The sequence below is a fragment of the Bacillus sp. GC_Bacil_1 genome, assembly GCF_026540675.1.
In the GTDB taxonomy this organism is placed as follows: domain Bacteria; phylum Bacillota; class Bacilli; order Bacillales; family Bacillaceae_G; genus Bacillus_A; species Bacillus_A cereus.
Window position 1 is genome coordinate 1 of the sequence record NZ_JALNUG010000028.1, and the last position, 11723, is coordinate 11723.

Below are 11723 nucleotides of genomic sequence, written 5' to 3' on the forward strand. Positions count from 1 at the left end.
CACGAGTCAAATGACTCGTGTTTTTTCGTGTTTTATTTTATAATCCATAGTAATAAAAAATGTGTTTAAAGTATTCATATTTTGTTTAAATACAAGGGAATGTGGCTAGGATAGTGAATAAGCAAAAGAGTTGCAAATTTTATTAATACGTATATAATTAAAGTCAAAGATAGTCAAAGTCAATAAAGGTGGCGGATAAATGAGAAATATATCTGATATCATTGAGCAATATCTAAAGCAAGTTATTGACTTAAGTAATAATAATGTGATTGAAATCAAGAGAAATGAGATTGCGGATCGATTCGAGTGCGTACCATCTCAAATCAATTATGTAATCAATACCCGTTTTACGTTAGAAAGAGGATTTGTAGTAGAAAGTAAACGTGGTGGAGGAGGTTACATTCGCATTATAAAAGTCAAACTGCATGATGATATAGACATTATTGATCAAATGCTTCATATGATTGATCATAGCGTTGCGCAAGGGAATGCAGAAAGTATGATTATACGTTTAATAGAAGAGGGAATCATAACAAATCGTGAAGCGAAACTGATGTTAAGTGTAATAGACCGTTCTGTATTATCAATGGATGTTCCTTCTCGAGATGAACTTAGGGCTCGAATATTATGCGCAATGTTAAGAACACTGAAATATAAATAAATATAACTTTTGTAAAAGATTGATAACTAAGATAAAGCAGTTAAATATTGTAGAAGTTTTGAAAAAGAACATGCACTTTTATTTAAATGGATTCAGGAAAGCGAACAATCTAGTAATGTATGAAAAGTATCATGAGATAGAGCGTTCCTGTTGTAAAGGTGGGGATAGTGATGACTTGTCAAAACTGTAACATAAGACCAGCAACTTTACATTATACAAAAGTAATTAACGAGAAGAAGGCGGAAGTTCATCTTTGTGAGCAATGTGCAGAGCAAAGTGGCTATACGTCTTTCTTTCAATCATCGCAGTCTAACTTTTCATTTCATGATTTATTTGCTGGTTTATTACACGGTGAATCAACAATGTTTGAAGAAGGAAAAAATGGATTTTCAAATGCAGATATAGTAAGGTGTCCAGATTGTAAGATGACATATGAACAATTTACAAAAGTCGGACGTTTTGGCTGTTCTTCTTGTTACGATACATTTAAGGAGCATTTAAAGCCATTATTAAAACGCCTTCACGGTGGGCATACAGAACATTGTGGAAAAATTCCGGAACGTATAGAAGGAAATATCCACTTAAAGAAAGAATTAGATGAACTAAAACTTATTCTGAAACAATACGTACAGAAAGAGGAATTTGAGAAAGCTGCAGAGGTAAGGGATAAAATCCGAGGTCTTGAAATACAGCTTAGTGAGCATAGGGAGGGGGAATAATTCTATGTCACTGGACAAAATTATGAACGAAGCAATTAGTCCATGGATGAAGGGGGATGGCCCTGATTCTGATATTGTTTTAAGTAGTCGAATTCGTTTGGCTCGTAATTTTAAACAATATCAATTTTCCACTATGCAAAACGAAGAAGAAGCTAAACAGATTCATGAATTATTCAAAAAGAAATTTATAAATAAAGCAGTAGGGTCCTTTGGGGAGTTTGGACTATTAAAGATGAATGAATTAACCCCTCTTCAAAGGAGAGTTTTAGTCGAAAAGCATTTAATTAGTCCAAATCTTGCAGGGACAGAATATGGAGCATGTCTACTATCAGAAAGTGAACATATTAGTGTTATGCTTAATGAAGAAGACCATATTCGGATTCAGTGCCTATTTTCAGGATTACAGTTATCAGAGGCGCTTCAAAGCGCCAATCAAATAGATAATTGGATTGAGAAAGAAGTTGAATACGCTTTTGATGAGTCACTTGGATATATTACAAGTTGTCCTACTAATGTTGGCACAGGGTTAAGAGCTTCTGTGATGATTCATTTACCGGGACTGGTTTTAACAAAAAGAATTAGCCGTATTATACAAGTAATTCAAAAATTAGGGTTAGTAGTAAGAGGAATATACGGTGAAGGTAGCGAAGCGTTAGGTAATATATTTCAAGTTTCAAATCAAATGACGCTAGGAAAGTCTGAAGAAGATATTATTGCAGATTTAAAGAGTGTCATTCAACAAATTATACAGCAAGAAAAAATAGCTAGAGAATTAATTGTACAAAATTCAAGTATTGAACTTGAAGATAAGGTTTATCGTTCTTACGGCATACTAGCAAACAGTCGTTTAATTCAATCTGCAGAAGCAGCCAATTGCTTATCGGATGTACGACTTGGTATTGATCTAGGATATATAAAAGGTATATCGAGAAATATTTTGACTGAGCTAATGGTTCTTACGCAACCAGGTATTTTACAACAATACGCAGGTGGACCTTTAGGGCCAGAAGAAAGAGATTATCGAAGAGCAACCTTAATCCGTGAGCGATTACGTATTGAAAAAAACTAAGCGCAAGTAGGAGGCGATTTCTATGATGTTTGGAAGATTTACAGAAAGAGCACAGAAAGTATTAGCTTTATCTCAAGAGGAAGCAATTCGTATTGGGCATAATAATATTGGAACAGAACATATTTTACTTGGGCTTGTACGCGAAGGTGAAGGAATTGCAGCAAAAGCATTAATTGCTCTTGGATTAAGTCCAGAGAAAGTTCAAAAAGAAGTAGAGGCGTTAATTGGGCGTGGAACAGAAGCTTCTCAAACTGTACATTATACACCTCGTGCTAAAAAGGTTATTGAATTATCTATGGATGAAGCGCGTAAGCTAGGCCATTCTTACGTTGGAACAGAACACATTTTACTCGGTTTAATCCGTGAAGGTGAAGGTGTAGCCGCACGTGTTTTAAATAATTTAGGTGTAAGTCTAAATAAAGCAAGACAACAAGTCTTACAACTTCTTGGAAGTAATGAAGCTAGTTCAGGTCATCAAGGTGGTTCAGCATCAAATGCAAATACACCGACACTTGATAGTTTAGCAAGGGACTTAACAGTTGTTGCGCGTGAAAATCGCTTAGACCCTGTTATTGGACGTGGTAAAGAAATTCAACGTGTAATTGAGGTATTAAGCCGTAGAACGAAAAACAACCCAGTATTAATTGGTGAGCCTGGTGTAGGTAAAACGGCAATTGCAGAAGGATTAGCACAGCAAATTGTAAATAATGAAGTTCCTGAAACTTTAAGAGATAAGCGTGTTATGACACTAGATATGGGTACAGTGGTAGCTGGAACGAAATATCGCGGTGAATTTGAAGATCGTTTAAAGAAAGTGATGGATGAAATTCGCCAAGCAGGCAATATTATTCTATTTATTGATGAGCTTCATACATTAATTGGTGCAGGTGGAGCAGAAGGTGCAATCGATGCATCGAATATTTTAAAACCATCTTTAGCACGAGGAGAGTTACAATGTATTGGGGCAACAACTTTAGATGAGTATCGTAAATATATTGAAAAAGACGCGGCTTTAGAAAGACGTTTTCAACCAATTCATGTTGATGAGCCAAGTTTAGAAGAATCGATTCAAATCTTGAAAGGTTTACGTGATCGTTATGAGGCGCATCACCGTGTATCTATTACAGATGACGCTATTGATGCAGCTGTAAAACTTTCAGATCGTTATATTACAGATCGCTTTTTACCAGATAAAGCAATTGATTTAATTGATGAAGCTGCTTCAAAAGTTCGCTTACGTTCTTATACAACACCACCAAACTTAAAAGAGCTTGAAGTGAAGCTTGAGGAGATTCGAAAAGAAAAAGATGCAGCTGTACAAAGTCAAGAATTTGAAAAGGCTGCATCCTTACGTGATATGGAGCAACGCTTACGTGAGAAGTTAGAAGATACAAAACGTCAATGGAAAGAGCAACAAGGAAAAGAAAATTCAGAGGTTACGGTAGAAGATATTGCAAATGTCGTTTCTACATGGACGCGTATCCCAGTTTCTAAACTTGCACAAACAGAGACTGATAAATTATTAAATTTAGAATCCATTCTCCATGATCGTTTGATTGGTCAAGATGAAGCAGTAGTAGCTGTAGCAAAAGCTGTTCGTCGTGCAAGAGCAGGATTAAAAGATCCGAAGCGCCCAATTGGTTCATTTATTTTCTTAGGGCCAACAGGTGTAGGTAAAACAGAACTTGCAAGAGCACTAGCAGAATCTATGTTCGGTGATGAAGATGCAATGATTCGCATCGATATGTCAGAATACATGGAGAAGCATTCTACTTCCCGTTTAGTTGGTTCTCCTCCAGGATATGTTGGATATGAAGAAGGTGGACAATTAACAGAGAAAGTTCGTCGCAAGCCATATTCAGTTGTCTTATTAGATGAGGTAGAGAAAGCTCATCCAGATGTGTTTAATATTTTACTACAAGTATTAGAAGATGGTCGTTTAACAGATTCTAAAGGACGTACAGTTGATTTCCGTAATACGATTGTTATTATGACGTCTAACGTTGGTGCCGAGGCGTTAAAACGTAACAAACATCTTGGATTTAATGTACAAGATGAAAGCCGTGATTATTCGGATATGAAAGGTAAAGTAATGGATGAGCTGAAAAAGGCATTTCGTCCAGAATTCTTAAACCGTATTGATGAAATTATCGTATTCCATATGCTTGAGAAAAAACATATTCAAGAGATTGTAACTCTTATGGTAAATCAGTTAGTTAATCGCTTAAAAGAACAAGAAATCGAATTGCACTTAACGGAAGGGGCAATTTCAGCTATTGCAGATAAAGGATTTGATCGTGAGTATGGCGCTCGTCCACTTCGCAGAGCAATTCAGAAACATGTAGAAGATAGACTATCAGAAGAACTTTTAAAAGGTGCTATTGAGAAAGGACAAAAAGTTATCTTTGATGTAGAAGGAGAATCATTTGTCATTCATAGTGCGGAAAAGGTAAAATAAGTATAGACAAACAAAGAGGGCTACGCGATAGCCCTCTTTCTTGTACGAGAAGGATAAACGTTTATAGACGAAAGTGAAGTGAACTATAAAAAGGTATGGCTAAAAAGAAAACGAAATTTATATGTCAAGAATGTGGTTATCAGTCACCAAAATATATGGGTAAATGTCCTGGATGTGGTCAATGGAATACACTTGTTGAAGAAATGGAGCCAGTTGTATCATCTAGGCGCCTTAATTACGCGAATGCAATTCAAACGGAAGTAACAAAACCAAGACGTCTTACCGAAGTAGAAACAAAGTCTGAGGCACGTATTGAAACGGAATTTCAAGAGTTTAATCGTGTGCTTGGTGGTGGAATTGTAGATGGGTCCTTAGTGCTTATTGGTGGAGACCCTGGGATTGGAAAATCAACATTACTATTACAGATTTCATCACAATTAGCAGATTCTTCATATGATGTATTATACATATCGGGTGAGGAGTCGGCAAAACAGATTAAACTTCGTGCAGATCGTTTGCATGTAAAGGGTAGCAATCTATTTGTTGTAGCAGAGACAGACCTGCAGCGTATTGCAGCACATATTGAAGAGATGAATCCAGCTTTTGTTGTTATTGATTCTATTCAAACGATACATTTACCTGAAGTGACGTCAGCACCAGGAAGTGTGGCACAAGTACGTGAATGTACAGCGGAATTAATGAAACTTGCAAAAACAAAAGGAATCCCTATTTTCATTGTCGGGCATGTGACAAAAGAAGGAGCAATTGCAGGACCTCGTATGTTAGAACATATGGTCGATGCAGTTCTTTATTTTGAAGGAGATCGACACCATACGTATCGTATTTTACGGGCTGTGAAGAACCGTTTTGGTTCCACGAATGAAATGGGTATCTTTGAAATGAAAGAGCTTGGTCTTGCGGAAGTTTTAAATCCTTCTGAAATCTTCCTTGAGGAAAGGCCGGTTGGTGTTGCAGGATCAACAGTAGTTGCTTCAATGGAAGGAACAAGACCGGTTTTAGTAGAAATACAAGCATTAATCTCCCCTACTAGTTTTGGAAATCCTCGAAGAATGGCGACGGGAATTGATCATAACCGTGTTTCGCTTATTATGGCAGTATTAGAAAAAAGAACAGGTTTACTATTGCAAAATCAAGATGCATATTTAAAAGTAGCTGGTGGTTTGAAATTAGACGAACCGGCAATTGATTTAGCAGTGGCTTTAAGTATAGCCTCAAGTTTTAGGGATAAATCTACGGCACCAACTGATGCAGTAATAGGAGAAGTAGGATTAACTGGAGAAATAAGAAGAGTATCAAGAATCGAACAACGTGTACAAGAAGCGGCTAAATTAGGATTTCAACGTGTTATTATTCCTAGAAAAAACTTAGGAGGATGGACAATTCCGGATGGGATTGAGGTTGTAGGTGTTTCTAATTTAGGAGAAGCGCTTCGTTTGACATTAGGAGGCTAGGCTATGGAAGAAAATAAGCAACGTGTCAAAAGTATGATTAATATTTTACAGCTCGTGGCCCCAGGAACACCACTGCGTGAAGGGATAGATAATGTACTTCGCGCACAAACAGGGGGGCTAATTGTTCTTGGATATAATGAGCAGATTAAAAGTATTGTGGATGGTGGTTTTCACATTAATTGTGCATTCTCTCCTGCTAGTTTATATGAATTAGCAAAAATGGACGGGGCACTTATTTTAAATGAAACGGGAAGTAAAATTTTAATAGCGAATGCACAGTTAGTTCCAGAGGCATCTATTGATTCTATTGAAACCGGTATGCGTCACCGAACAGCAGAACGTGTAGCGAAGCAGACGGGCAGCCTTGTTGTGGCCATTTCACAAAGACGTAACGTAATTACGCTATATCAAGGGAACTTACGTTATACACTAAAAGATATAGGGGTTATTTTAACAAAGGCAAACCAAGCTATTCAAACGTTAGAAAAATATAAGGCTGTATGGAATGATGGTATTACGAATTTGGGCATTCTAGAATTTGAAGAGGTCGTTACAATGTCTGAGGTAGTTCACGTTTTACATAGTGTTGAAATGGTACTGCGTATTAAAAATGAAATATTGAGCTATATTCATGAGCTAGGAACAGAAGGTAGGTTAATTCGTTTACAGCTTACAGAATTACTAGCTGATTTAGAAGCAGAGGCAGCATTGTTAATTAAAGATTACCATCAGGAGAAAACACAAGACCATCATCAAATTTTGAAAAAGTTACAGGACCTTGCAAATACACAACTTTTAGAGGATAGTGATTTAGTTAAATTACTTGGTTACCCAGGGCAAACCAGTTTAGAAGAAAGTGTGACGCCAAGGGGATATCGAATTACAAGCAAAATCTCTCGTGTTCCGCCACTTATCATTGAAAATTTAATTAATCGATTCAAAACGTTGCAAGGAGTTTGTCGCGCGACTATTCATGAATTGGATGATGTGGAAGGAATTGGGGAAGTAAGGGCGAAGAAAATACGAGAAGGCCTAAAAAGAATTCAAGAGCATCTATATATGAGTAGACACAATTAAGAATATTACATTGATTCCATAATATAACGACACTAGAACATTTTTGGTATATGATATGATATATTGGTAAATAAAACTATTTATAAAAAAACACGTCCGCTTTTGCATTCGGCGTTTTGATTAGCGAAACAATGGTTAATAATGAGTAGGAGGTGGTTGGATGTTAAAACGGATCGTACAGCTCTTCTTTCTAGTGATCGGGGGAGCGTTAGGGATTTACTTAATCCCAAAAGTTATTAATGTATTAGACATCGGTGCTGTTCCTTTATTGGAAGGATCGTATGTTCGTGCGATTATTGGTGCAATTATTTTATTTTTAACAACATTTTGGCTTGTAGATTATATTGTTCAACTTATTAAGCATATTGAAGAGGCTCTTGTAAAGGCGCCTGTAGCAGATGTTTTATTTGGTACATTAGGATTGATCTCTGGTCTTATTGTTGCATATTTAATTTTAATACCGATTCGTGAATTTACAATTCCGGTTATTAGTACGGTATTGCAAGTGTTCTTCACTCTTTTACTTGGATATTTAGGATTCCAAGTAGGATTTAAAAAGAGGAATGAATTGCTAGGATTATTTACATTACCCCAACGCGGAGGTAAGAAGAAAAATAATAGCGAGAACGAAGAGGCAGAAGCAGAAAAATCTACGACTCATTGGAAAATTCTCGATACGAGTGTAATTATCGATGGACGTATTGCTGACATTTGCCAAACGAAGTTTTTGGAAGGAACAATTGTGATTCCACAATTCGTATTAGAAGAGCTTCAGCATATTGCCGATTCTTCCGATGCTTTAAAGCGTAATCGTGGTCGCAGAGGACTAGACATTTTAAATCGTATTCAAAAAGAGATGCCGATTCCGGTAGAAATTTATGAAGGCGATTTCGAGGATATCCAAGAGGTGGATAGCAAACTTGTAAAGTTAGCAAAAATCACCGGTGGAACTGTAGTAACGAATGATTTTAACTTAAATAAAGTTTCTGAATTACAAGGAGTAACAGTGTTAAACATTAATGATTTAGCTAATGCAATTAAACCAGTTGTACTCCCTGGCGAAGAATTAAATGTTTATGTTGTGAAAGATGGTAAAGAGCAAAACCAAGGTGTTGCGTACTTAGATGATGGTACGATGATTGTAGTAGAAGATGGTAGAGAGTATGTAGGTTCGCAACTTAATGTACTGGTTACTAGCGTATTACAAACATCAGCTGGTCGTATGATTTTCGCAAAACGTAAATTATTAGAAAAAGCATTATAGGTAGAGGATTATTAATATGTATACATTAATTATTCCGGCAGCCGGCCAAGGAAAGCGGATGGGTGCTGGCAAAAATAAGTTGTTCTTACTTATAAATGAAGTACCGATTATCGTTCATACATTACGTGCTTTTGAAAGAGATAAAGCGTGCAAAAGTATTGTTATGGCAATTAACGAAGAGGAACGCCCGTATTTTGAAGAATTAATGCAGAAGTATCCGATTGAAAAACAGGTACAATTTATTCAGGGTGGAGCCGAAAGACAAGATAGTGTATATAACGCGATTCAGCATGCGAGTGGTGTTGAATACGTTCTTGTACATGACGGAGCGCGCCCATTCGTAACGAATAAAGTGATTCAAGATGTATTAACAGCAGCAGAAAAATATGGAGCTTCCATTTGTGCAGTGCCAGTAAAGGATACAGTTAAGAAGGTAGAGCAAGGTGTTGTTGTCGAAACGGTAGAACGATCTCAGCTTAAGGCTGTACAAACACCGCAAGGGTTCTCTGTTTCTCTTTTGCTAGAAGCTCATAGAAGTGCAAAACAGAGCTGTTTTCTTGGTACAGATGATGCAAGTCTCGTGGAACGTATTGGAAAGCAAGTAGGTGTAGTAGAAGGGAGTTACTATAATATTAAAGTGACGACTCCAGAGGATTTACTAATTGCTGAAAGTTTCCTTCATGTTCTGAAAAAATAGCCGTGATGGTGTATAACAAAGGAAAGCTCGGCAATGGCCGGGCTTTTCTTTGTAAGGATATCGATATAATATAGAGTCATAAAGCTCAGTGGTTTAGCTCAAGGAGGATGTAAAGAATGTTTCGAATTGGACAAGGTTTTGACGTGCATGAATTTGCAGAAGGTAGACCGTTAATTATTGGCGGAATTACAATTCCACACGAGAAAGGATTAATCGGCCATTCAGATGCAGATGTATTGTTACATACGATTGCTGATGCATGTTTAGGTGCCATTGCAGCAGGAGATATCGGAAAGCATTTTCCTGATACAGACCCAGCTTTTAAAGATGCAGATTCAGCTGTATTGTTGCAAAAAGTTTGGGAATTTGTGCGTGAACAAGGTTACGAGTTAGGGAATTTAGATTGTACAATTATTGCTCAAAAGCCAAAAATGGCACCGCATATTGAAAGTATGCGTAAACGTATTAGTGAACTGTTAGAAACGTCTATAGATAACATTAATGTAAAGGCAACTACAACAGAAAAATTAGGATTTACAGGTAGGGAAGAAGGAATTGCTTCTCAAGCAGTGGTATTATTACAGAAAAAATAATGGTTTTTAATTCGTAAGATGGATAATCACATTTTTTTGTTGTACAATTATAGAATGTGTAGACATTAAGAATGGAAGGTGTACCAATTATGGAAAAGCAAGTGAGAGTGCGCTATGCGCCAAGTCCAACAGGACACTTACATATCGGAAATGCGCGTACGGCATTATTTAATTATTTATTTGCTCGTCATTTAGATGGCAAGTTTATTATTCGTATTGAAGATACTGATGTAAAACGTAACGTGGCTGGTGGAGAAGAAAGCCAATTAAAATACTTAAAATGGCTCGGTATGGACTGGGATGAAGGTGTTGATGTTGGCGGTGAATTTGGACCATATCGTCAAACAGAGCGTTTAGATATTTATAAAAAATTATATCTAGATTTATTAGAGCGTGGTTTAGCTTACAAATGTTATATGACAGAAGAAGAGCTAGAAGCAGAGCGTGAAGGACAAATTTCTCGTGGTGAAACACCTCGTTATGCAGGTAACCACCGTGATTTAACTGAAGAACAAATGAAAGAATTTGAAGCTGAGGGACGTATTCCGAGTATTCGTTTCCGTGTACCAGCTAATCGTGATTACACATTCAAAGACATCGTAAAAGACGAAGTTGCATTCCATTCAAATGATTTTGGTGATTTTGTTATCGTGAAAAAAGATGGAATCCCAACTTATAACTTTGCGGTAGCAGTAGATGATCACTTAATGGAAATTACACATGTACTTCGTGGTGATGATCATATTTCAAACACGCCAAAACAAATGATGATTTATGAAGCTTTCGGTTGGGATATCCCACAATTCGGTCATATGACTTTAATTGTAAATGAAAGTCGTAAAAAATTAAGCAAGCGTGATGAATCTATTATTCAATTTATTGAGCAATATAAAGAGCTTGGATATCTTCCAGAAGCAATCTTTAACTTTATTGCGCTATTAGGTTGGTCACCAGTAGGTGAAGAAGAAATCTTCTCTAAAGATGAGTTTATCAAAATGTTTGATGCAGCTCGTTTATCAAAATCACCTGCATTATTTGATTCTCAAAAACTAAAATGGATGAACAACCAGTATATGAAAAAGCAAGATTTAGATACGGTTGTAGAGTTAAGTTTACCGCATTTAGTGAAAGCTGGACGTGTGGGAGAAACTTTAAGTGAACAAGACCAAGATTGGATCCGTGGTGTAATTGCTTTATACCATGAACAAATGAGTTTTGGAGCTGAAATTGTAGAGCTTTCTGAAATGTTCTTCAAAGATCATGTTGATTATGAAGAAGAAGGACAAGAAGTATTAAAAGGTGAACAAGTACCAGAAGTACTTCGTGCATTTGCTGGTCAAGTAGAAGCACTAGAAGCGATGGAACCAGCAGCAATTAAGGCGGCTATTAAAGCAGTTCAAAAGGAAACAGGTCATAAAGGTAAAAACTTATTTATGCCAATCCGTGTTGCAACTACTGGTCAAACACATGGTCCAGAGCTTCCGAATGCTATTGCACTTCTTGGAAAAGAAAAAGTTTTAAATCGTCTTCAAAAAGTAATTGGTTAACATTTTCTAGGTTTAGAAATATAATAAGTATACTTAAAACCTAATAAGGAAAAGCGACGAGAAGGAGAAGTAGAAAATCAGGCTTTTTACAGAGAGAACCACCTTTAGGCTGGAAGTGGTTTATAAGCGGATTTTTGAAATGCCCCTTCGAGTCTTCTGCTGAACA

Annotated in this window: 10 protein-coding genes and 1 other annotated feature (1 of these 11 running past the window's edge); all 10 genes read left to right on the forward strand. The window is 36.7% G+C overall.

What is annotated here, in order from left to right:
* The first annotated feature begins 199 nt into the window (after window positions 1-199).
* The 10 genes from ctsR to gltX all read left to right on the forward strand — a co-directional run bounded on the left by ctsR (window position 200) and on the right by gltX (window position 11557).
* A complete protein-coding gene (gene ctsR, locus OXT04_RS27450) occupies window positions 200-661 on the forward strand; it encodes a transcriptional regulator CtsR (protein ID WP_001244560.1) in 462 nt (153 codons plus the stop codon).
* Between the two features lie 170 nt (window positions 662-831).
* Window positions 832-1380: a protein-arginine kinase activator protein McsA gene (gene mcsA, locus OXT04_RS27455; RefSeq protein ID WP_000128385.1), complete on the forward strand. Its 549-nt coding sequence runs from the start codon at window positions 832-834 to the stop codon at window positions 1378-1380.
* Window positions 1381-1384: 4 nt separating this feature from the next.
* Complete coding sequence (gene mcsB / locus OXT04_RS27460) at window positions 1385-2449, forward strand: protein-arginine kinase McsB (RefSeq protein WP_000050836.1); 1065 nt, start codon at window positions 1385-1387, stop codon at window positions 2447-2449.
* 22 nt (window positions 2450-2471) lie between these two features.
* Entirely contained in the window at window positions 2472-4907 is a 2436-nt protein-coding gene (gene clpC / locus OXT04_RS27465) for an ATP-dependent protease ATP-binding subunit ClpC (protein WP_000971170.1), read from the forward strand.
* Window positions 4908-5002: 95 nt separating this feature from the next.
* A complete protein-coding gene (radA, locus tag OXT04_RS27470) occupies window positions 5003-6379 on the forward strand; it encodes a DNA repair protein RadA (RefSeq protein ID WP_001085199.1) in 1377 nt (458 codons plus the stop codon).
* 3 nt (window positions 6380-6382) lie between these two features.
* Window positions 6383-7456, forward strand: a complete 1074-nt coding sequence (gene disA, locus OXT04_RS27475) for a DNA integrity scanning diadenylate cyclase DisA (RefSeq protein WP_000392164.1) — start codon at window positions 6383-6385, stop codon at window positions 7454-7456.
* Window positions 7457-7616: 160 nt separating this feature from the next.
* Window positions 7617-8720, forward strand: a complete 1104-nt coding sequence (locus OXT04_RS27480) for a PIN/TRAM domain-containing protein (protein ID WP_053565451.1) — start codon at window positions 7617-7619, stop codon at window positions 8718-8720.
* A 16-nt stretch (window positions 8721-8736) separates the two neighbouring features.
* Window positions 8737-9417, forward strand: coding sequence for a 2-C-methyl-D-erythritol 4-phosphate cytidylyltransferase (gene ispD / locus OXT04_RS27485; protein WP_053565450.1), 681 nt, complete (start codon window positions 8737-8739; stop codon window positions 9415-9417).
* 116 nt (window positions 9418-9533) lie between these two features.
* Window positions 9534-10010 (forward strand): 2-C-methyl-D-erythritol 2,4-cyclodiphosphate synthase, encoded by a 477-nt coding sequence (ispF, locus tag OXT04_RS27490; RefSeq protein WP_000488386.1) that lies wholly within the window; start codon window positions 9534-9536, stop codon window positions 10008-10010.
* Window positions 10011-10099: 89 nt separating this feature from the next.
* On the forward strand, window positions 10100-11557 hold the full coding sequence (gltX, locus tag OXT04_RS27495) for a glutamate--tRNA ligase (RefSeq protein ID WP_000415150.1): 1458 nt from the start codon (window positions 10100-10102) through the stop codon (window positions 11555-11557).
* 47 nt (window positions 11558-11604) lie between these two features.
* Window positions 11605-11723: a binding site (T-box leader), on the forward strand; it runs 127 nt beyond the window's last position.

Excerpts from the sequence above, each read along its gene's own strand:
- ctsR (WP_001244560.1), top strand. The coding sequence starts at position 200 with ATGAGAAATATATCTGATATCATTGAGCAATATCTAAAGCAAGTTATT.
- mcsA (WP_000128385.1), top strand. The coding sequence starts at position 832 with ATGACTTGTCAAAACTGTAACATAAGACCAGCAACTTTACATTATACA.
- mcsB (WP_000050836.1), top strand. The coding sequence starts at position 1,385 with ATGTCACTGGACAAAATTATGAACGAAGCAATTAGTCCATGGATGAAG.
- clpC (WP_000971170.1), top strand. The coding sequence starts at position 2,472 with ATGATGTTTGGAAGATTTACAGAAAGAGCACAGAAAGTATTAGCTTTA.
- radA (WP_001085199.1), top strand. The coding sequence starts at position 5,003 with ATGGCTAAAAAGAAAACGAAATTTATATGTCAAGAATGTGGTTATCAG.
- disA (WP_000392164.1), top strand. The coding sequence starts at position 6,383 with ATGGAAGAAAATAAGCAACGTGTCAAAAGTATGATTAATATTTTACAG.
- OXT04_RS27480 (WP_053565451.1), top strand. The coding sequence starts at position 7,617 with ATGTTAAAACGGATCGTACAGCTCTTCTTTCTAGTGATCGGGGGAGCG.
- ispD (WP_053565450.1), top strand. The coding sequence starts at position 8,737 with ATGTATACATTAATTATTCCGGCAGCCGGCCAAGGAAAGCGGATGGGT.
- ispF (WP_000488386.1), top strand. The coding sequence starts at position 9,534 with ATGTTTCGAATTGGACAAGGTTTTGACGTGCATGAATTTGCAGAAGGT.
- gltX (WP_000415150.1), top strand. The coding sequence starts at position 10,100 with ATGGAAAAGCAAGTGAGAGTGCGCTATGCGCCAAGTCCAACAGGACAC.